This is a genomic window from Nioella sp., from assembly GCF_964229645.1.
In the GTDB taxonomy this organism is placed as follows: domain Bacteria; phylum Pseudomonadota; class Alphaproteobacteria; order Rhodobacterales; family Rhodobacteraceae; genus Nioella.
The window spans coordinates 1-19,220 of the sequence record NZ_CAXREX010000080.1; the positions used below are offsets into that span (position 1 = coordinate 1).

The 19,220-nt window shown below is 65.0% G+C and carries 22 protein-coding genes and 1 rRNA gene; 19 read left to right on the plus strand and 4 right to left on the minus strand.

All coding sequences use genetic code 11. The features are described from left to right. The first annotated feature begins 1 nt into the window (after position 1). The 7 genes from rrf to ACEQXV_RS05365 all read left to right on the plus strand — a co-directional run bounded on the left by rrf (position 2) and on the right by ACEQXV_RS05365 (position 6,270). Positions 2-116 (plus strand): 5S ribosomal RNA (rrf, locus tag ACEQXV_RS05335). A gap of 40 nt (positions 117-156) precedes the next feature. Continuing rightward, positions 157-396 (plus strand): hypothetical protein, encoded by a 240-nt coding sequence (locus tag ACEQXV_RS05340; RefSeq protein WP_370268211.1) that lies wholly within the window; start codon positions 157-159, stop codon positions 394-396. A gap of 420 nt (positions 397-816) precedes the next feature. Next, positions 817-2,142 (plus strand): trigger factor, encoded by a 1,326-nt coding sequence (tig, locus tag ACEQXV_RS05345; RefSeq protein ID WP_370254084.1) that lies wholly within the window; start codon positions 817-819, stop codon positions 2,140-2,142. 697 nt (positions 2,143-2,839) lie between these two features. Continuing rightward, positions 2,840-4,261 carry a hypothetical protein gene (locus ACEQXV_RS05350; protein ID WP_370254075.1) on the plus strand — a complete coding sequence of 474 codons (1,422 nt, stop codon included), beginning with the start codon at positions 2,840-2,842 and terminating at the stop codon, positions 4,259-4,261. 149 nt (positions 4,262-4,410) lie between these two features. Next, complete coding sequence (locus tag ACEQXV_RS05355) at positions 4,411-4,869, plus strand: hypothetical protein (RefSeq protein ID WP_370254077.1); 459 nt, start codon at positions 4,411-4,413, stop codon at positions 4,867-4,869. Positions 4,870-4,960: 91 nt separating this feature from the next. Beyond that, positions 4,961-5,428 (plus strand): hypothetical protein, encoded by a 468-nt coding sequence (locus tag ACEQXV_RS05360; protein WP_370254078.1) that lies wholly within the window; start codon positions 4,961-4,963, stop codon positions 5,426-5,428. Positions 5,429-5,550: 122 nt separating this feature from the next. After that, a complete protein-coding gene (locus ACEQXV_RS05365) occupies positions 5,551-6,270 on the plus strand; it encodes a hypothetical protein (RefSeq protein WP_370254080.1) in 720 nt (239 codons plus the stop codon). A gap of 129 nt (positions 6,271-6,399) precedes the next feature. Here ACEQXV_RS05365 and rplI read toward each other — a convergent pair whose 3' ends face one another. Genes rplI through rpsF form a run of 3 tightly spaced genes read right to left on the minus strand, consistent with a single transcriptional unit; the run spans position 6,400 to position 7,642 of the window. Further along, positions 6,400-7,026: a 50S ribosomal protein L9 gene (gene rplI, locus ACEQXV_RS05370; RefSeq protein WP_370254081.1), complete on the minus strand. Its 627-nt coding sequence runs from the start codon at positions 7,024-7,026 to the stop codon at positions 6,400-6,402. Between the two features lie 12 nt (positions 7,027-7,038). Beyond that, positions 7,039-7,266 carry a 30S ribosomal protein S18 gene (gene rpsR, locus ACEQXV_RS05375; RefSeq protein WP_071691846.1) on the minus strand — a complete coding sequence of 76 codons (228 nt, stop codon included), beginning with the start codon at positions 7,264-7,266 and terminating at the stop codon, positions 7,039-7,041. A 22-nt stretch (positions 7,267-7,288) separates the two neighbouring features. Further along, positions 7,289-7,642, minus strand: a complete 354-nt coding sequence (rpsF, locus tag ACEQXV_RS05380) for a 30S ribosomal protein S6 (RefSeq protein WP_370268212.1) — start codon at positions 7,640-7,642, stop codon at positions 7,289-7,291. Positions 7,643-8,228: 586 nt separating this feature from the next. Between rpsF and ACEQXV_RS05385 the strand changes: the two genes are divergently transcribed. From ACEQXV_RS05385 to fabG, 3 genes are all read left to right on the plus strand, one after another. Further along, entirely contained in the window at positions 8,229-8,606 is a 378-nt protein-coding gene (locus ACEQXV_RS05385; RefSeq protein WP_370253046.1) for a hypothetical protein, read from the plus strand. A gap of 89 nt (positions 8,607-8,695) precedes the next feature. After that, positions 8,696-9,640, plus strand: coding sequence for an ACP S-malonyltransferase (gene fabD / locus ACEQXV_RS05390; RefSeq protein WP_370253047.1), 945 nt, complete (start codon positions 8,696-8,698; stop codon positions 9,638-9,640). A gap of 102 nt (positions 9,641-9,742) precedes the next feature. Further along, the gene (gene fabG, locus ACEQXV_RS05395; protein ID WP_370253049.1) at positions 9,743-10,480 is read left to right on the plus strand and encodes a 3-oxoacyl-ACP reductase FabG; all 738 of its coding nucleotides are present in this window, start codon (positions 9,743-9,745) and stop codon (positions 10,478-10,480) included. A gap of 26 nt (positions 10,481-10,506) precedes the next feature. Here the strand turns inward: fabG and ACEQXV_RS05400 are convergent, their stop codons facing one another. Then, positions 10,507-10,698, minus strand: a complete 192-nt coding sequence (locus ACEQXV_RS05400) for a hypothetical protein (protein ID WP_370268213.1) — start codon at positions 10,696-10,698, stop codon at positions 10,507-10,509. 269 nt (positions 10,699-10,967) lie between these two features. On the opposite strand from ACEQXV_RS05400, the gene ACEQXV_RS05405 reads away from it, so the two are divergent. The 9 genes from ACEQXV_RS05405 to ACEQXV_RS05445 all read left to right on the plus strand — a co-directional run bounded on the left by ACEQXV_RS05405 (position 10,968) and on the right by ACEQXV_RS05445 (position 19,083). Further along, positions 10,968-11,201 carry an acyl carrier protein gene (locus tag ACEQXV_RS05405; protein WP_117295694.1) on the plus strand — a complete coding sequence of 78 codons (234 nt, stop codon included), beginning with the start codon at positions 10,968-10,970 and terminating at the stop codon, positions 11,199-11,201. A 173-nt stretch (positions 11,202-11,374) separates the two neighbouring features. Continuing rightward, positions 11,375-12,637, plus strand: coding sequence for a beta-ketoacyl-ACP synthase II (gene fabF / locus ACEQXV_RS05410; RefSeq protein WP_370268214.1), 1,263 nt, complete (start codon positions 11,375-11,377; stop codon positions 12,635-12,637). Continuing rightward, positions 12,637-13,806: an endolytic transglycosylase MltG gene (gene mltG / locus ACEQXV_RS05415; RefSeq protein ID WP_370253053.1), complete on the plus strand. Its 1,170-nt coding sequence runs from the start codon at positions 12,637-12,639 to the stop codon at positions 13,804-13,806. Before fabF ends, mltG begins: the two co-directional genes overlap by 1 nt. Before the next feature lie 333 nt (positions 13,807-14,139). Beyond that, complete coding sequence (locus ACEQXV_RS05420; protein WP_370268216.1) at positions 14,140-14,487, plus strand: hypothetical protein; 348 nt, start codon at positions 14,140-14,142, stop codon at positions 14,485-14,487. Further along, positions 14,414-15,760: a DNA-packaging protein gene (locus ACEQXV_RS05425; RefSeq protein ID WP_370268228.1), complete on the plus strand. Its 1,347-nt coding sequence runs from the start codon at positions 14,414-14,416 to the stop codon at positions 15,758-15,760. Before ACEQXV_RS05420 ends, ACEQXV_RS05425 begins: the two co-directional genes overlap by 74 nt. A 96-nt stretch (positions 15,761-15,856) precedes the next feature. Next, on the plus strand, positions 15,857-17,029 hold the full coding sequence (locus tag ACEQXV_RS05430; RefSeq protein ID WP_370253055.1) for a phage portal protein: 1,173 nt from the start codon (positions 15,857-15,859) through the stop codon (positions 17,027-17,029). Beyond that, complete coding sequence (locus ACEQXV_RS05435) at positions 17,026-17,274, plus strand: hypothetical protein (protein ID WP_370253057.1); 249 nt, start codon at positions 17,026-17,028, stop codon at positions 17,272-17,274. The genes ACEQXV_RS05430 and ACEQXV_RS05435 overlap by 4 nt, the downstream gene beginning before the upstream one ends. A gap of 9 nt (positions 17,275-17,283) precedes the next feature. Then, entirely contained in the window at positions 17,284-17,847 is a 564-nt protein-coding gene (locus tag ACEQXV_RS05440; protein WP_370268217.1) for an HK97 family phage prohead protease, read from the plus strand. A 33-nt stretch (positions 17,848-17,880) separates the two neighbouring features. Then, positions 17,881-19,083 carry a phage major capsid protein gene (locus ACEQXV_RS05445; protein WP_370268218.1) on the plus strand — a complete coding sequence of 401 codons (1,203 nt, stop codon included), beginning with the start codon at positions 17,881-17,883 and terminating at the stop codon, positions 19,081-19,083. Positions 19,084-19,220: the final 137 nt, after the last annotated feature.

Consider the following 19,220-nt stretch of genomic DNA (forward strand, 5'->3'; position numbering starts at 1 on the left):
GTTTGGTGGTCATAGCGCAAGCAAAACACCCGATCCCTTCCCGAACTCGGAAGTTAAGTGCTGCAGCGCCAATGGTACTGCGTCCTAAGACGTGGGAGAGTAGGTCACCGCCAAACCTAGAAAGCACTCAACGTATCTCTCTGAATGATGATTCATATGACGAAGCGCCGGGCGAAAGCCGCGGCGCTTTTGTCGTTTCCGGGGCCCGGGATGGGCGTGAACCCCGATAGCTGCCATCAAATGCTGGACAAATCGCTGGCCCTGGCAGCGCTGGTTCCGGGCGCAGCGGTGCTGGGCTGTGGGGCACCGGCCCCGGAGGGGCCGCACGCGATCCGCGTCGCGCGGGATCGCGCGATCCTTGTGACGCCCGCGTCCCTTTCGGTGCAGCCCGGCTGACATGGCAGCTACGCTCTGAGCCTCGCCGATGACCTCTTCGCGGCGATCATCCTCTCCGGTCCTCGCGCCGAGGAAATCGCCTCCGCCTGCACTGCGACCCCGCTCGATGGCAGTTCGCCCTCTGCGACCACGCTCTTTGCCGGGGTGGGCGCGCTCGTGACCCGCGCCGGAGAGACGCTGGTGATCCGCGTTCAGACCCCCGATGCGGCCTATCTTTGGTCCTGCCTTCACAGGCTGGCCGCGGCCTGAAACGGGGCCATTGCGGTGGCCATTGGGCATCGGCGCGGGTTTTCCAGCCGATATCCCCCCGCGTGGCGGGCTTAGGGCTTGCAAGCCCGCGCCGGGACACCTAGAAGGCCACAGATTTTCTATTCCCGTCGCGCCATGCGGGCGCATCGGGCCCGGACAGCGAGGAAAGACATGCAGGTCAACGAGACCCTGAACGAAGGGCTGAAGCGCGGCTACGAGATCACCATCACCGGGGCCGAACTGGAAGCCAAGGTCAACGAGAAGCTCGAAGAAGCGCGCCCCGAGATCGCGATGAAAGGCTTCCGCAAGGGCAAGGTGCCGATGGCCCTGCTCAAGAAGCAGTTTGGCCCGCGCCTCATGGGTGAAGCCATGCAGGAAACCGTCGATGGCGCCATGCAGGCCCATCTCGACGAAAGCGGCGATCGCCCGGCGATGCAGCCCGAGGTGAAGATGATCAACGAGGATTGGAAAGAAGGCGATGATGTCGTCGTCTCCATGTCCTACGAAAAGCTGCCCGAGATTCCGGAAGTGGATTTCAAGGCGCTGAGCCTCGAAAAGCTCGTGGTTGCTCCGGCAGAAGCCGATGTGCAGGACGCGCTGAAGAACCTCGCCGAGTCGGCCCAGAACTTCGCCACCAAGAAGGGCAAGGCGGCCGATGGCGACCAGGTCGTGATCGACTTCGTCGGCAAGGTCGACGGCGAAGCCTTCGAAGGCGGCTCCGCCGAGGACTACCCGCTGGTTCTGGGCTCCAACAGCTTCATTCCCGGTTTCGAGGATCAGCTGATCGGCGTGAAGGCCGGTGAGGAAAAGGCCGTCGAGGTCTCCTTCCCCGAGGAATACGGCGCCGAGCACCTGGCCGGCAAGGCCGCGGTCTTCGACTGCACCATCAAGGAAGTGAAGAAGCCCGTCGCCGCCGAGATCGACGATGAGCTGGCCAAGAAATTCGGCGCCGAGGATCTTGCCGCGCTGACCGGCCAGATCGAGGAACGCCTGAAGGCCGAATATGCCGGTGCCGCCCGCGCGGTCATGAAGCGCAAGCTTCTGGACCAGCTGGACGCAGCCGTGAAATTCGACCTGCCGCCCTCGCTGGTCGAGGCCGAGGCCAAGCAGATCGCGCACCAGCTGTGGCACGAGGAGAACCCCGAGGTTCACGACCACAACCACGGCGAGATCGAACCCACGGACGAGCACAACAGTCTGGCCGAGCGCCGCGTGCGTCTTGGCCTTCTGCTGGCCGAGCTTGGCCAGAAGAACGAAGTGCAGGTGTCCGACGCCGAGATGACCCAGGCGATCATGAACCAGGCCCGCCAATATCCGGGCCAGGAACGCCAGTTCTTCGAGTTCATCCAGCAAAACGCCGCCGCTCAGCAGCAGCTGCGCGCGCCGCTCTTCGAAGATAAGGTCGTCGATTTCGTCTTCGAAATGTCCACCGTGACCGAGAAGGAGGTCTCCAAGGACGACCTTCAGGCCGCCGTGGATGCGCTCGACGAAGAATAATCCCGCCCCGAAAGGGCAGGAGACAGGACAGAGGCCGTGCCCCGTGCACGGCCTCTTTTTTGTTGCGCCAGATCAAGGCGGCCCGGGCCATTCCCGGTCAGGATTTCCTAACTGGTAGGAGTTTTCGTTGGCCAGATGGCCGTTTTCACGGTTATGCTTCCTTTACGTCAAACTGTTACCCGGTTTCCTGAGTGCTTTTTATTGAACCATTTGCGTTGTTTGCGGCACCTACCGGTAGACGGACATTCGCGCCGTCGCATGCGTAACCGGGATCAGCCCGCCATAGGCTGGCCCCGAACTCAGACAAACCAGGGGGAACAATCCCCCGGCCCCGGTAGGCCAGAAGTAGGGAGGGATTGGATATGCGATCGGTTTTATCAACGATCCTGATCCTCGTCGGTGCGGCCCCCGCCGCAACCGTCAGCCCTGCTTGGCAGCACGATAATTCTCCTTCGCGTATCCCCACGCCAACCGTGGCGGCTCGTGCGGGCGCTCTCTTTCTCAAGGGGCGCTTTGCATGATCCGGGACGCGCGCACAGGATACGAGAACGGCAGGGCCCGCTTTTTTGGCGGACGCTGCCCGAGGGCCCCGCAGTCCGGGACGGGGCCTGGCCGATTGGCACGGATCATGACCGATCGGCGCCCTGGGACGCATTCCCTTCATGATCGCAAACCCAATCTCTTTGGAGGAAAACCCGTGAGATATCTTGCAGCGGCCGCTTTCGGCCTTATCGCCATGACGACTGCGGCGGCGGCCTGTCCGACGTTCAGTCAGACCGGCGCCAGCTACACCTATACCGGTGACCAGCTCTACACGCCGCAAAGCTTCGGCGTGGTGGCCGGTGGCCAGAACAACATTCGCAACTGCGGCCTGCCGGGCGTGAACCGGACGGGCTGGGTCACCAGCGCCCCCGACTTCACCTTCTACCTGTCGGGCATGGACCCCTATTACCTCGTGGCCGATGTGGTCAGCCAGTGTGACGCGGTTCTGCTGGTCAATACCGCCAACGCAACCTGGATGTTCGACGACGACTCGAACGGCAACCTCGATCCGCGCCTGGAAATCTACGGCAGCCAGAACCTCAACGGCCGCGTGGATGTCTGGGTCGGCACCTACAACAACACCTACTGCGACGCGACGCTGAACATGGAAACCTGGTATGCCCAGGCCCCGGCTCCGCAGCCGCAGCCCCCGGCTCCGGCCCCGCAGCCGGCAGCCTGCCCGACCTGGGCGAACCCCGGCCAGATGATCTACATCTCCGGCCAGCAGCTCTACAGCCCGACCAGCTACCAGGTGATGGCCGGCGGCACGACCCAGATCTCCGATTGCGGCGTGAACGGGTGGGGCTATGCCAACACGGTTCCGCACTATTCGTTCATGCTGTCCGGCATGGAGGAATATGGCCGTCTGGAAATCGAAGTGACCAGCGCGTCCTGTGACACCACGCTTCTGGTGAACACGCCGACGACCACCTGGTATTTCGACGATGACAGCCGTGGCAACCTGCAGCCGCTGCTCAACATCCCGTCCTCGGCCCAGCTCAACGGCCGCCTGGACCTGTGGGTTGGCACCTATAACGGCTCTGCCTGCCCGGCCACGGTCGAGCTGGAAACCTGGTATGGGGATGCAGCCGGTGGCGGCGGTGGCGGCTTCCAGCCGGTTCCGACCCCGACTCCGACGCCGACCCCGACGCCGCAGCCCGCAGGTGGGTGCCCGACCTGGGCGAACCCCGGCCAGATGATCTACATCACCGGCCAGCAGCTCTACAGCCCCACCTCCTACTCGGTGCAGGCTGGCGGCTCGACCAACATCTCCAACTGCGGCGTGGGTGGCCGTGGCTACGCGAACGCGGCGCCCAACTACTCGTTCATGCTGTCGGGGATGGAAGCCTACGGCCGTCTGGAAATCGAAGTGACCAGCGCGTCCTGTGACACCACGCTTCTGGTGAACACGCCGACGACCCAGTGGTTCTTCGACGATGACAGCCGCGGCAGCCTTCAGCCGCTGCTCAACATCCCGTCCTCGGCCAACCTCAACGGTCGCCTGGATCTGTGGGTGGGCACCTATAACGGCAGCTACTGCCCGGCCACGGTCGAGCTGGAAACCTGGTACAACTGATCCAGGCCTGCCTTGAACACTGTAAAGGGCCGCCCGTTGCGGCGGCCCTTTCCACCTGGCCCGCCGGAGCCCGCCATTGCACCGGGGCAGGGTGGGTCGCAGACCAGAGCGCATTACCAGCTCTTGCAGCTACGGAGTTTCCTTTTTCTATGAAGCAGATTGCTCTCACCACGGCCTTCCTCCTGGCCGCAGCCGCTGCCCAGGCCTGCCCCGATTACCGGCTTGGCGGCGATGTCGATTACGGATTCACGGGCGACGTGCTGACCCGTGAACGCGAATACGCGATCCAGGCCTCGGGCGGACAGGCCCTGACGGCCTGTGGCTTCCAGCATTCGGGCTATGTCCCTTCGGCGCCGACCATGTCGTTCCGGCTGCTCAGGATGGACCACTACCCGCTGGAGATCCGGGTGGAAGCGGAATGCGACACGGTTCTCCTGGTCAACGCCGCCAACGGCGAATGGTATTACAACGATGACGGCCCGTATGGCTACAACCCCCAGATCAACCTGCGTGGATCGGCAGTGCTCAATGGCCGTGTCGACATCTGGGTTGGCACCTACGGGGGAGACACCTGCTTCGGCGATCTGGTCCTTGAAACGGATGGCTGAAAAAAAAATCACCCGGGGTCGAAGAAAAGTGTAGACATGACACTAATTCGATTCTATACAGTCTGTGCATGACACATTAAGGAGTTACCCAATGCGCACCCTTCTTTCCGCTCTCGCAGTGCTTTTCTCGCTGACCGCCGCCGCTTCGGCCTGCCCGACCATTATGCAGGGCGTCAATTCCTACTCGGTGACCGGCCAGTACCTCTACACCCCGCGCTCCTACGGCGTTGTCGCCGGTGGCAGCCAGCAGCTGCGTAACTGCGGGTTCAACCACTCCGGCTACGTGATTTCGCAGCCTGACTTCTCGTTCTACACCTCCGGCATGGCCCCCTATGGCCGCCTGGAAATCGAAGTGACCTCCGCCGCCTGTGACACCGTTCTGCTGGTGAACTCGGCAAACGCTTCGTGGTACTTCGACGATGACTCCGCCGGCAACCTGCGTCCGCGCATCAACCTCTATGGCACCTCCAACACCCAGGGCCGCATCGATGTGTGGGTTGGCACCTATGGCCCCTCGACCTGCTCGGCGACGCTGGAAATGGAAACCTGGTACAACTGATCCCAGGATCCGACTGCCAGACTTTGGGAAAGGCCGCCCTTCGCGGCCTTTCCTCACCCCCGGGGTCCAGCCCCATTCTTCCCAAGATCTTTCATCCCCGCCAGTAAATGGGAGATACCGTCATGAAAACCCTGCTGACTTCCGCCGCGATCCTGTTGGCCGGCAGCGCCGCTGCACTCGCCTGTCCCAGCTTCATGCAGCCCGGCCCCTCGTATCAGTTCAGCGGTGACCAGCTGCTGACCGCCCAAAGCGCCCCCGTGATGGCTGGCGGGCAGTTCTCGGTCTCCAGCTGCGGTTTGCCGGGCCTCGGCTACGCCAATTCCGTGCCCAGCTTCTCGCTGATCCTGAGCGGCATGGACATGTATGACCTCGACATGAGCGTCGTGTCCGAATGCGACGCAACGCTCCTGGTCAACACCGTCAACACCACCTGGATGTTCGACGATGATTCCAACGGCAACCTCGACCCGCGCCTGACCGTGTCGGGGGCAGATAACCTCAATGGCCGAGTCGACGTGTGGGTCGGCACCTATGGCGGCAATGCCTGCAACGCGCAGCTGACCATTCAGGCAGTGCCCGCCAGCGCCCCGGCAGCCCCGGCACCGGGCGGCTTCGCCCCGGCAGCCCCGGTCGAGAACCCGGCCCCTGCCGAGCCTGCACCGGCACCTGCGCCGGCCCCGGCCCCTGCGCCTGCACCGGCCCCTGCGCCTGCTCCGGCGCCTGCGCCTGCACCGGCACCTGCGCCTGCACCGGCGCCTGCTCCGGCACCTGCGCCTGCGCCTGCTCCGGCACCTGCGCCCGCTCCGGCACCTGCACCTGCTCCGGTCGACGACGGCAAGTAAACGCCCCGGGCAAATCAGACCCATGGCCCGTCCCGAAAGGGGCGGGCCTTTTTTCATGCAAGGCCAAGGCACAAAAAAACCGCGCCCCGAAGGGCGCGGTCATCACTGTCCCCGCAATGGGGAAACGGATCAGGCCTCTTCCGAGCCTTCTTCCGATGCTTCTGCGGCCGGGGCAGCGTCGCCCTCGTCCTCATCCAGTGCGGCAGAGCCGATGTCGTCGAACAGCTCGGCGATCTCGAACTCGGCTTCGGCTTCCGCTTCGGCGGCCAGTTCCTGGATCGACTTGCCCGATGCCTGAAGCTCGGCTTCTTCCTGCGAACGTGCAACGTTCAGCTGGATTTCGACCGACACTTCGGGGTGCAGGACAACGCTGACGCTGTGCAGGCCCAGGTCCTTGATCGGACGGATCAGGGCAACCTGCTTGCGGTCGAGCGAGAAGCCGGCCTCGGTGGCGGCCTCGGCGGCGTCACGGGTTGTGACGGAGCCGTAGAGCGCGCCGGCATCCGATGCCGAGCGGATCACGATGAACTGCTGACCGTCGAGACGGCCGGCCAGATCCTCGGCTTCTGCCTTGGTTTCCAGGTTACGGGCTTCGAGCTGCGCTTTCTGCGCTTCGAAGGCCTTGATGTTGGCGTCGGAAGCGCGCAGCGCCTTCTTCTGCGGAAGCAGGAAGTTGCGTGCGTAGCCTTCCTTGACGGACACCACATCGCCCATCTGGCCAAGCTTGGCCACGCGTTCCAGAAGGATAACGTCCATGGTCAGTGCTCCTTACTTGACGGCGTAGGGCAGCAGGGCCAGGAACCGGGCGCGCTTGATGGCACGGGCCAGTTTGCGCTGGTTCTTTGCACCCACGGCGGTGATGCGGGACGGCACGATCTTGCCACGCTCAGAGATGTAGCGCTGCAGCAGACGGGTGTCCTTGTAGTCGATCTTCGGCGCGTTCTCGCCCGCGAACGGGTCGGTCTTGCGACGGCGGAAAAACGGTTTTGCGGCCATTTTGAAAGTCCTTCCCTATGGGTTAGCGGCGCTCGCGGCGACCTTCACGGTCGTCCCGCTTCTGCATCTGGACCGAGGGGCCCTCGTCATGCTCGTCGACCTTGACGGTCAGGACGCGCATCACGTCGTCATGCAGGCGCATCAGGCGTTCCATTTCCTGCACGGCGGCCGAAGGCGCGTCGGTGCGCAGGAAGGCGTAGTGGCCCTTGCGGTTCTTGTTGATCTTGTAGGCCATCGTCTTGACGCCCCAGTACTCGGACTCGACGACCTTGCCGCCGTTGTCGGACAGGATGGCACCAAAATGTTCGATGAGGCCTTCGGCCTGCGCGTTGGACAGGTCCTGACGCGCGATCATCACATGCTCGTAGAGAGGCATATGAGCTCCAGTTCTGTTCTAGGCGTGTTTCAAAGACCCGGGCCAAGTCCTCCGCCCCCCGAGCCACGAGAGACCACGCCGGTGCAATCTGCATCGACGGAGGAAGCCCGCCTTATAGACGCTCTGACGGGGGGATCAAGCGCGAACTGACCGCGAAATGCGCCTTGGCGGACTTTCCGAACCAGGGGGCGGGCGATCCCCGCCGGAACGCACCTGTATCGACAGCGCGATCAAGGCAGGTCTCTCCATGTTTATCCATGAAATTCGATGATTCGTGCCAGGGGTCGAACGCGGAGTGCTCGTTATCGTGCCGGCTGCCGGCCCGTCGATCCATGACATGCCTTCCGTGGCAATTCCAGTCCCGCCCCTGTCCCGTGGAGCCCGCATGCCGGGCGGGGTCGGCCCCCGATCCGACCATTGTCGCGGAGGCTCCCGCCAATCGGCCAAAAAAATTTACTTTCGGAAAAATTGACCTAAGGTAATGGGGTGGGAACCTGTTGCTGCACATTTGTATGCTGTGCCTTTGCAGAATTGTCGTGACGTGCGTAGCCTGTTCCCAGAAGGAAAAGGTGACAAGACCGGCACCATGCTAGACTGGTTCGAGATAAAACGCCTGGCCCGTGGGCTGAACCTGCCCGCGATCTGCGAGGACACACGACGCAACGGCCACCCATGCCTCTTGGCCCATGGCCGCCTGTGGACCTGGTGGGATCTCGACCAGAACGCGCCGGGGTTCCGGCTGCCCGCTGGCGAATGCGAATTCCTGATCGCCTGCGAACCCGACATCTTCTATGTCGGCCGCCACGAAATCTGCCACAACCACGTGTTTGCCCGGCCTGAACGGGTGAACCGTAACTGGGTGATGGGTAATCTCAGCCTCAGCTGGCGTGCGCTCGCGCCACAGGTCTTCGTCGACCAGTTCCCCGGGGAAGGGCCCCCGGTGCCGCAATTCGCCGATTTCTGAGCGGCTGCGGGACGGTCTTGGCAATTGCGCCGCGCGGCCCGTTGCGATAGCCCCTTATGAAAGCAACGAATGACGGAGCGGTGACGCGAATGACCAGAGCCTTCCTCTTTCCGGGCCAGGGCGCCCAGACAATCGGCATGGGCAAGGCCCTGGCAGACGAATACCCTGCCGCGAAGGCGGTGTTCGATGCGGTCGACGAGGCGCTTGGCGAAAAGCTGTCCGCACTGATCTGGGAAGGCGAACAGGACGAGTTGACGCTGACGCGCAATGCGCAGCCCGCGCTCATGGCCACCTCGATGGCGGCGATGGCTGCGCTGGAAGCCGAGGGCGTCACGATCGAGGCAGCGTCCTACGTTGCTGGGCATTCCCTGGGCGAATACTCCGCGCTTTGTGCGGCGGGTTCGCTGAGCCTTGCCGACACCGCGCGGCTTCTGCGCACCCGGGGCGAGGCGATGCAAAGCGCCGTGCCCGTGGGCGAGGGCGCGATGGCCGCGCTTCTGGGGCTCGATTTCGAAACCGCCATGCGCGTCGCAACCGCCGCCGCCGAAGGCTATGTTTGCCAGGCGGCCAATGACAACGATCCCGGACAGGTGGTGGTCTCGGGCCATCGCGAGGCGGTGGAGCGCGCGGTGGAGATCGCCAAGGGGCAGGGCGCGAAACGCGCGGTCATGCTGCCGGTGTCCGCCCCCTTCCATTGCGAATTGATGGAACCCGCCGCCGAGGCGATGGCCGAGGCGCTGAGCCATGTGGACCTCAACGCCCCGCGCGTGCCGGTGGTGCCCAACGTGGTGGCCGCGGCGGAAAGCTCTGCCACCTTGCTGCGCAACCACCTGGTCGACCAGGTGACCGGATCCGTGCGCTGGCGCGAAAGCGTGATGTGGATGGCGGCCCACGGGGTTACCGAAACCTGGGAGATCGGCGCAGGCAAGGCGCTGACAGGCATGGTGCGCCGCATCGACCGGGCCCTGGCCACGCGGCAGGTGGGCACGCCCGACGAGGTGCGCGCGGCAGCGGCTGCATTGAACGAGGCGTGAATTTTCTTCCCGAAGAAAATTCCGCCGGGGCGTGACTGCTGGAAAATTCTTCTGGAAGAATTTTCCAGCCCGATATGAGACAAGATGAAGGAATGGCGGAAGATGTTTGATCTGAATGGAAAAAACGCGCTGGTAACCGGCGCTTCGGGTGGCATCGGGGCCGATATCGCGCGCGCGCTGCACGCAGCTGGGGCCACCGTGGGCCTGTCGGGCACGCGGGTCGAACCGCTGGAGGCGCTGGCCGCCGAACTGGGCGAGCGCGCCCATGTTCTGCCCTGCAACCTGTCCGACCCCGAAGCGGTCGAGGCGCTACCCAAGCAGGCTGCCGAGGCAATGGGATCCGTCGATATCCTGGTCAACAATGCCGGGATCACCCGCGATAATCTCTTCATGCGGATGTCAGACGAGGAATGGCAGTCGGTCATCGACGTGAACCTCACCGCGACCTTCAAGCTGTGCAAGGGCGTGTTGCGGGGCATGATGAAGGCCCGGTGGGGCCGCATCGTGAACATTTCCTCCGTCGTCGGCGCGACGGGAAATCCCGGCCAGGGCAACTACGCGGCCTCCAAGGCAGGCATGGTGGGCATGTCGAAATCGCTGGCCTACGAGGTGGCGAGCCGCGGGATCACCGTGAACGCCGTCGCCCCGGGCTTCATCGCCACGGCGATGACCGACAAGCTGAACGATGATCAGAAGGACAAGATCAACGCCCAGATCCCAGCCGGCCGGATGGGGCAGCCCGACGAGATCGCGGCCGCGGTTCTCTATCTTGCTTCGCCCGAGGCAGGCTATGTCACGGGTGCCACGCTGCACGTCAATGGCGGCATGGCGATGATCTGATAGAGGGTTGCCTGTCGCCGTGCCTGTCACAGGCGCAGGACGCCCCCCCCGGGAAAGGAAAGGCGAAGGCGGGCAGGCCGCCTTCGCATGTGGCGCAGAATGCGTCCTGCCGCGACCCCGGCCAGGAAGGCCGAGATCCAGCCCATCACCATCCAGACCTCTGACAGGTGGGGCAGTGCACGCAACAGGATTGCCACCGCATCGAAGAAGTCGCCCATCTTTCCTGCTCTCCCTTTTTCGCGACCGGGGCCGGAAGATGGCATGCCGGCCCCTACCGCCGGGTAAACGCGCGGGCGGGAATCGGCAAAAACGTGGCAAACCCCGTTGCCTTCCATTGCGGATGTGCTATAGGCGGCGCAGATTTTGCCGGGGGGCGCTCGCGTCAGACGGTATATGGGGTTTGCCCCGCCAACTGCCGGAACCGGCGAAGTAAAGGTCTTAGGCGCGCCAAGTCGCCCTTTGACGCAACTGGATGAGGATCGAAAAGATGAGCGACATCGCAGATCGCGTGAAGAAAATCGTTGTCGAGCACCTGAGCGTGGAAGAAGACAAGGTGACCGAGAACGCCTCCTTCATCGACGACCTGGGCGCAGACAGCCTGGACACCGTCGAGCTGGTCATGGCCTTCGAAGAAGAGTTCGGCATCGAGATCCCCGATGATGCCGCCGAAACCATCCAGACCTTCGGCGACGCAGTGAAATTCATCACCGACGCCTCCTGATCGCGCAGGCGACAGACGGAATTTTGCAAGCGGCACCCTTCGGGGTGCCGTTTCGCATTCCGGGCCCCGGATCGCGGGCCGAAACGCGCCCGGAACGGGGGGCAAGGGATTGCCCGTCGGGGCGCTTGCGGGTATCACTCCGCGACAAGCTCTAGAACGAGAGGGGCAGGAATATGCGTCGAGTTGTTGTGACGGGCCTGGGGATCGTCTCCCCGCTGGCGACGGGCATCGAGGAAACCTGGAGCCGCCTTCTGGCCGGGGAGTCGGGGGCTGGCACGATCCAGCGTTTTGACGCGTCGCACCTGGCCACCAACTACGCCTGCGAAGTGACCAATGGCGACGGCACCAACGGCACCTTCAACGCCGATGACTGGATGGAGCCCAAGGAACGGCGCAAGGTCGACGATTTCATCCTCTTTGGCATGGCTGCTGCCGAGCAGGCGGTGACCGATGCGGGCTGGAAGCCCACCGACGAGGAAAGCCTGCTGCGCACCGGTGTTCTGATCGGCTCGGGCATTGGCGGGCTGTCCTCGATCGCGGATACCGCCATCCTGCTCAAGGAACGCGGGCCGCGGCGGGTGTCGCCCTTCTTCATCCCCGGATCGCTGATCAACCTCATCTCGGGTCAGGTCTCGATCCGCTATGGCTTCAAGGGCCCCAACCACGCCGTCGTGACGGCCTGCTCGACCGGCGCCCATGCCATCGGCGACGCGGCGCGGCTGATCCAGTGGGGCGATGCCGACGTGATGATCGCGGGCGGCGCGGAATCGGCCATCTGCGAACTGGGCATTGCTGGGTTCAATGCCTGCAAGGCGCTGTCCACCAAGCGCGCCGACGATCCCAAGGCGGCCTCGCGCCCCTATGACGCGGATCGCGACGGTTTCGTCATGGGTGAGGGCGCGGGCGTCGTCGTGCTGGAGGATTACGAGCACGCCAAGGCGCGCGGTGCCAAGATCTACGCCGAAATCCTGGGCTATGGCCTGTCGGGCGATGCCTATCACATCACCGCCCCGTCGGAAGATGGCGATGGTGGCTACCGGGCGATGGAAGCGGCGCTGAAGCGGGCGGGGCTGACCCCGGACGCGGTCGATTACATCAACGCCCATGGGACCTCGACCATGGCCGACACGATCGAGCTTGGCGCGGTGGAACGGCTTCTGGGCGACAAGGCCTCCAAGGCCACCATGTCCTCGACCAAGTCCTCGGTCGGGCATCTTCTGGGCGCCGCGGGCGCGGTCGAGGCGATCTTCTCGATCCTGGCGATCCGGGACCAGGTGGCACCGCCCACGATCAACCTCGACAATCCCGCGGTTGAGCCCAGGCTGAACCTCGCCGCCAATGCCAAGCACGAGCGCGAGATCAACGTGGCGCTGTCCAACAGCTTCGGCTTTGGCGGCACCAATGCGTCGCTGGTCATGGGGAAGGTCACCGACTGATGTGGAAGCACATTGCCGCCAACGGGATGAGCCTGCTGATCGTGGGTTTTATCGCCTTTGCAGGCGCGATTGCCTGGGGGCAGCGGCAATATACCGGGGCGGGCCCGCTGGCTGAGGCTACCTATTTCGAGGTGGCGCGCGGCGCGAGCCTGGCGGCAGTGTCCGAGGACCTGGCCGAAGCCGGGATCATCTCGAGCGCCACGATCTTCCGCCTTGGCGCCCGCTATACGGAGCGGGCCGAGAACCTGCGCTTCGGCAATTACGAGATCCCGGCTGGTGTCTCGATGGACGAGGTGATGGAGATCCTCTCCTCGGGTGCGCCATCGACCTTCCGCTATAGCGCGACCTACGTGATCAGGGGCGGGGAAGGCGGCGGCGAGATGCGCCTGCGCGAGCGGATCCCGGGAACGGGCGAGATGGTGGACCTGGCGGTCTTTGCCTCGGGCGAGGAGCTTCCGGCGGCCTACACTGCCCTGGTCGAGGACGGCACACCCATCGTCTACCGGCTTGCCGTGCCCGAGGGGCTGACAGTCTACCAGATCGTCGAAGGGATGCGCGGCGCGGATTTCCTGGTCGATGACGTGGAAGACCTGCCCGCCGAAGGCACTCTGGCGCCGGATACCTACGAGGTGGTGCGGGGCACCGCGATTTCCGAGATCCTGACCGACATGGCCGATGCGCAGACCGGCATTCTGCTGTCGGCCTGGGCCGGCCGGGCCGAAAACCTGCCCTATGACACCGTCGAAGAGGCGCTGATCATGGCCTCTCTCATCGAGAAGGAAACCGGCGTGGCCGATGAACGCGGCGAGATCGCGGGCGTCTTCGTGAATCGCCTGGAGGCAGGCATGCGCCTGCAGACCGACCCGACGATCATCTATGGCGAAAGCGAGGGACGTGGTTTCCTGGGGCGCGGTATCCGGCAGAGTGAACTGGCCAATGGAGACAATCCCTGGAACACTTACCAGATCGATGGTCTGCCACCGACGCCGATCGCCAATCCCGGTCGCGCCGCGATCGAGGCGGCGATGAACCCGGCCCAGACCGACTATATCTTCTTCGTGGCCGATGGCTCGGGCGGGCATGCCTTTGCCGCGACGCTGGAGGAGCATAACCGCAACGTGGCCGAATGGCGGCGCATCGAAGCGGAACGGGCAGCCCAGGAAAACTAGGGGTTTCGCCGCACCCTTCGGGTCGCGCCGACCCGCGCGATCCGGCGCGGATCGCGGGCGTTTTCCGCAGCGGAAAACGGGGGGCGCTGCCCCCGTCGCCTGGCGGCGACTCCCCCGGGATATATTCGGAACAATGAAGCAGGGTTAATGATCCGTTACCGTGCGATGTGCCTGTTAACACATTGAAAGTAATAAATTTATTGACTTATCGAACGGTCCTGTGTAGAGATTGTGACATGCTGGAAGAGATGGGCAAGCGGCCCCGGGGGTGACCTCGGCGGTCGCTTTTTCATGTCTGCTCGTGCGGGTTCATTTCAAGCACGGGACATTTTCATGACCATTCGATTTGACGAGGACACGGCGCGTTTCCAGGAGATGCTGGCAGGCGCGTTCGAGGCTTTTGCCACGACACAGGACGTTCTGCGGGACACGGTGAAGCGTCTGAAGGCGCAGGAGCCGGTGAGCAGCGCCGAGGTGGTGAAGCAGATCAAGGATATGAACGGCGCCCTCTTGCTGGCGCTGGGCCTGGAGGGAAAGGCGCGCGATGCAACGGGACAACGACAGGCAGGAGCCGGGGCAGGAGAGCTCGACCTCGAGGCAGCACGCGCTGAGATCGGGTGCCGCCTTGCTCGCCTCCGAGCCGCCCGAGAGGGTGGAGAGCTTTCTCAGGGGGCTGAGTGACCCGGCCCTTGCGGCGCTGCCCTGGCTCTTCGAGGTCTGGGCGCTGCCGCACCAGCTGCCGCCCGAGGGGGACTGGCGTGCCTGGTTGGTGCTGGGAGGGCGCGGCGCGGGCAAGACGCGCGCCGGGTCCGAATGGGTGCGCGCCATGGTCGAGGGCGCAACGCCGCTGGCCCCGGGCCGGGCGCGGCGCGTCGCGCTGGTGGGGGAAACCTATGACCAGGCGCTGGCGGTGATGGTGAAGGGGGAGAGCGGGCTCTTGGCCTGCTCTCCGCCCGATCGGCGGCCGCGCTGGGTGGCGGGGGAGCGGATGCTGGCCTGGCCCAATGGCGCGGAGGCGCGGCTTTACTCGGCACATGACCCGGAGGCGCTCAGGGGGCCGCAATTCGACGCGGCCTGGGCCGATGAGCTGGCGAAATGGCCGCGGGCGGAAGAAACCTGGGACATGCTGCAATTCGGGCTGCGCCTGGGGGATCACCCGCAGGTTTGCGTTACCACGACGCCGCGCAACGTGGGCGTGCTGAAGGATTTGCTGGGCCGGGACAGCACCGTGATGACCCATGCCCCGACCGAGGCCAACCGGGCCTTCCTGGCGGAGTCTTTCCTGGAAGAGGTGCGGGCGCGCTATGGCGACACGCGGCTTGGCCGGCAGGAACTGGATGGAGAACTGATCGAGGAGGCGGAGGGTGCGCTCTGGACGCAAGGAATGCTGGATGGCGCGCGGACCGATCGCGTGCCTGACGGTGCGCGGGTCACGGTGGCGGTGGACCCGCCGGTGACCGGGCATGCCGGGTCTGACGCCTGCGGGATCATCGTGGTGGGGGTGCTGCAGGACGGGCCCCCGGGGCGCTGGCAGGGGGTCGTGATCGAGGATTGCTCGGTTCAGGGTGTCTCGGCCAGCGGCTGGGCCGAGGCCGCCGTCGCGGCCTATCACCGCCACGGGGCCGACCGGATGGTGGCCGAGGTGAACCAGGGCGGCGACCTGGTGCTGGATGCGGTGCGCATGGTCGATCCGCTGATCAACGTGCGCTCGGTCCATGCCTCGCGGGGCAAGGTGGCGCGGGCAGAGCCGGTGGCTGCGCTCTACGAACAGGGCCGCATTGCCCATCTGCCGGGGCTGGCCGCGCTGGAAGACCAGATGTGCCGCATGACGATCACCGGCTTCGAGGGGCGGGGCAGCCCCGACCGGGTGGATGCGCTGGTCTGGGCGCTGACCGACGGGATGATCCTGCCTGCACGGCAGGCGCAGGCGCGCCCCGGCATTCGGCAGATCTGACTTTTGACGACGCAAGGGGCGTTCATCCGCCCCCTCAGAGCGCCCTCGCACTGGCTGCGGCGGCGCCCTTTTGACATGGACCAAGGAGACAAGCGGATGGTGTTCGATTTCTTGCGCAGGTCGCAACCGGAGGTGCCGGAGGCCAAAGCCTCTGCCACGGGGCGCGTGGTGGCCTGGGCGGGCGCGGGGCGCGTGGCCTGGAGCCCGCGCGATACGGTGACGCTGATGAAGACGGGCTTTACCGGCAACCCGGTGGGCTTCCGATCGGTCAAGCTGATCGCGGAAGCCGCGGCCGCGTTGCCGGTGATCTGCCAGGACGTGGAGCGGCGCTATGAGCAGCACCCGCTGCTGGCGCTGCTGGCGCGGCCCAACGGGGCGCAGGGACGGGGCGAGTTCCTGGAGGCGCTCTTCGCGCAGCTCCTGCTGACGGGCAATGGCTATGTCGAGGCGGTGAGCCCCGATGGCGGCGTGCCGGGCGAGCTGCACGTGCTGCGTTCGGACCGGATGAGCCTGGTGCCCGGGGCCGATGGCTGGCCGGTAGCCTATGACTACAGCGTCGGCACGAAGAAACACCGCTTTCACGTCGCCGGGGCCAGCCCCATCTGCCACGTGCGGCTGTTTCACCCGCAGGATGACCACTATGGCCTGTCGCCGATGCAGGCGGCGGCGACGGCGCTCGACGTGCACAACAGCGCCTCGCGCTGGTCCAAGGCGCTGCTGGATAACGCCGCGCGGCCCTCGGGCGCCATCGTCTATCGCGGCGCGGACGGGGCCGGTACGATGACCGCCGAGCAGTTCGAGCGGTTGCAGTCGGAAATGGAAAGCCACCACCAGGGCGCGCGCAATGCGGGCCGGCCGATGCTGCTGGAGGGGGGGCTTGACTGGAAGCCGATGGGCTTCAGCCCCTCTGACATGGAGTTCCAGAAGACCAAGGACGCCGCCGCGCGCGATATCGCGCTGGCCTTCGGGGTGCCGCCGATGCTCTTGGGAATTCCTGGCGATGCAACCTATGCCAATTACGCCGAGGCGCACCGGGCCTTCTATCGCCTGACGGTGCTGCCACTGGCCGGCAAGGTGCTGGCCACGCTGGCCCATTGGCTCGCGGGCTATTCCGGCGAGTTGGTAGAACTGCGGCCCGATCTGGACCAGGTGCCCGCCCTGGCCGCCGAACGCGACGCGCAATGGGCCCGGGTGGCCGAGGCCGATTTCCTGACCCCCGCCGAAAAGCGCGCCATGCTGGGGCTGCCGCGTCTGGCGGAGGATGAATGAGCGATCGGGGAACGGGAGGCGGGTCGCGCTTTCTCTACGCCCCCTTCGACGCGGCCAATGCCCGGATCGAGGCCAACGAGCGGGTGGCCGAGGAACGCTGGCAGGCGCTGGAATACCGGCTGAAGGCTATCGAAGGGGCGCTGGACCGGCTGGAACGGCGGCTGTGGCTGGCGGTTTTCGGTGTGGTCAGCGTGATCCTGGCGCAAGGGGTCAATGACATCATCCAGATGAGTTCTGGTGGATAGGAGCCTGAAATGTATCAATTTTCCCAAAGCGGGCTGGAAATGAAATTCTGCCGCTTCGACGAGGACCTGACGGTTCGCGACGGTCACCTGATCGAAGGCTATGCAAGCCTCTTCGGTGCCTGTGACCAGGGCGGCGATGTTGTTCAGCAAGGGGCCTATGCGCGCAGCCTGAAGGGGCTGTCCGACGCCGGGCGCAGCGTCAAGATGTTGTGGCAGCACGACCCCGCGCAGCCCATCGGCGTCTGGGACGAGCTGCGCGAGGATGGCCGGGGCCTGTGGGTCAAGGGCCGGATTCTCGACGCCGTGGAAAAAGGCCGCGAGGCCGCCGCCCTGATCGAGGCGGGCGCGATCGACGGGCTGTCGATCGGCTATCGCACCGTGAAGGCGGGCAAGAACGACAAGGGGCAGAGGCTCCTTAACGAGGTGGAGCTTTGGGAGGTGTCGCTGGTGACCTTCCCGATGCTTCCGCAAGCGCGGGTCGGCGCCACCAAGGCCGAGCAGGCCAAGGGCGACATCCTGCATGAACTGGCGACGGTGTTCCAGGACGCCCGCCGCAAACTGGCGGCGCGCTGAGCCGCGCAACCATCCAACACTCAGGACGACGCGATGACCGAGACCGAGACCAAGTCTTCGGGTGGCGATCTTGTGCCCAAGGGCCCGGATGCTACCTCCGAAGTGAAATCTGCACTGGCAGGGTTTCTGAATGAATTCAGCCAGTTCCAGAACGATATCAACGTGAAATTCGCAAAACAGGAAGAGCGTATCTCGATGCTGAACACCAAGACCATGACCCATCTGCGCCCCGCGCTTTCGCCCCAGATCGACGAGGGCGCCCCGCACAAGAAGGCGCTTGGCACCTATCTGCGCACCGGTGACGATGACGGGCTGCGCGGACTTGAACTGGAGGGCAAGGCGCTCAACACCGCGGTGAATGCCGAGGGCGGCTACCTGGTCGATGCGCAGACCGCCGAGATGATCCAGAGCGTGCTGCGCGGGGCCTCGAGCCTGCGCGCCATCGCCAACGTGGTGAACGTGGAGGCGACCTCGTTCGACGTGCTGGTCGACCAGACCGACGTGGGCGCGGGCTGGGCCACGGAAACGGCCGCCACGACCGAGACCGACACCCCGCAGATCGAACGCATCTCGATCCCGCTGCACGAGTTGTCAGCCCTGCCCAAAGCCTCGCAGCGCCTGCTCGACGATACCGCGTTCGATATCGAGGGCTGGCTGGCGGGTCGCATCGCGGACAAGTTTGCCCGTGCCGAAGCGGCGGCCTTCGTGTCGGGGGACGGCGTGGACAAGCCCACCGGCTTCCTGACCCATCCGACCGCAGCCGACGCCAGCTGGAGCTGGGGTAACCTGGGCTACGTGATCACCGGGGCGGATGGTGATTTCGCGGCGCTGAACCCTGCCGACGCAATCGTTGACCTCGTTTACGCGCTTGGCGCGCGCTACCGCGCGAATGCGTCCTTCGTGATGAACTCCAAAACCGCCGGCGCGGTGCGCAAGATGAAGGACGCCGATGGCCGCTTCCTGTGGTCGGACGGGCTGGCGGCGGGCGAGCCTGCGCGGCTGATGGGCTACCCTGTGCTGATTGCCGAGGACATGCCCGATATCGCCTCGAACGCCATGGCCATTGCCTTTGGCGATTTCGGCGCGGGTTACACCATCGCCGAGCGCCCCGAACTGCGGGTGCTGCGCGATCCGTTCAGCGCCAAGCCGCATGTTCTGTTCTATGCCACCAAGCGCGTGGGCGGCGACGTGAGCGACTTCGCCGCGATCAAGCTGCTCAAGTTCGGCATCTCCTGATCCTCGTCAGAGGCAAGCACCCCCGGCCCGGATCGCTGTGATTTCGGGCCGGGGCGGCACGGTCGGGATCTTGCGGCCTCCAGCCTTTTCGTCCTCCGCGCGAGCGGTGCGGGGCCCCGGCCGTGCCACCCTTTCAG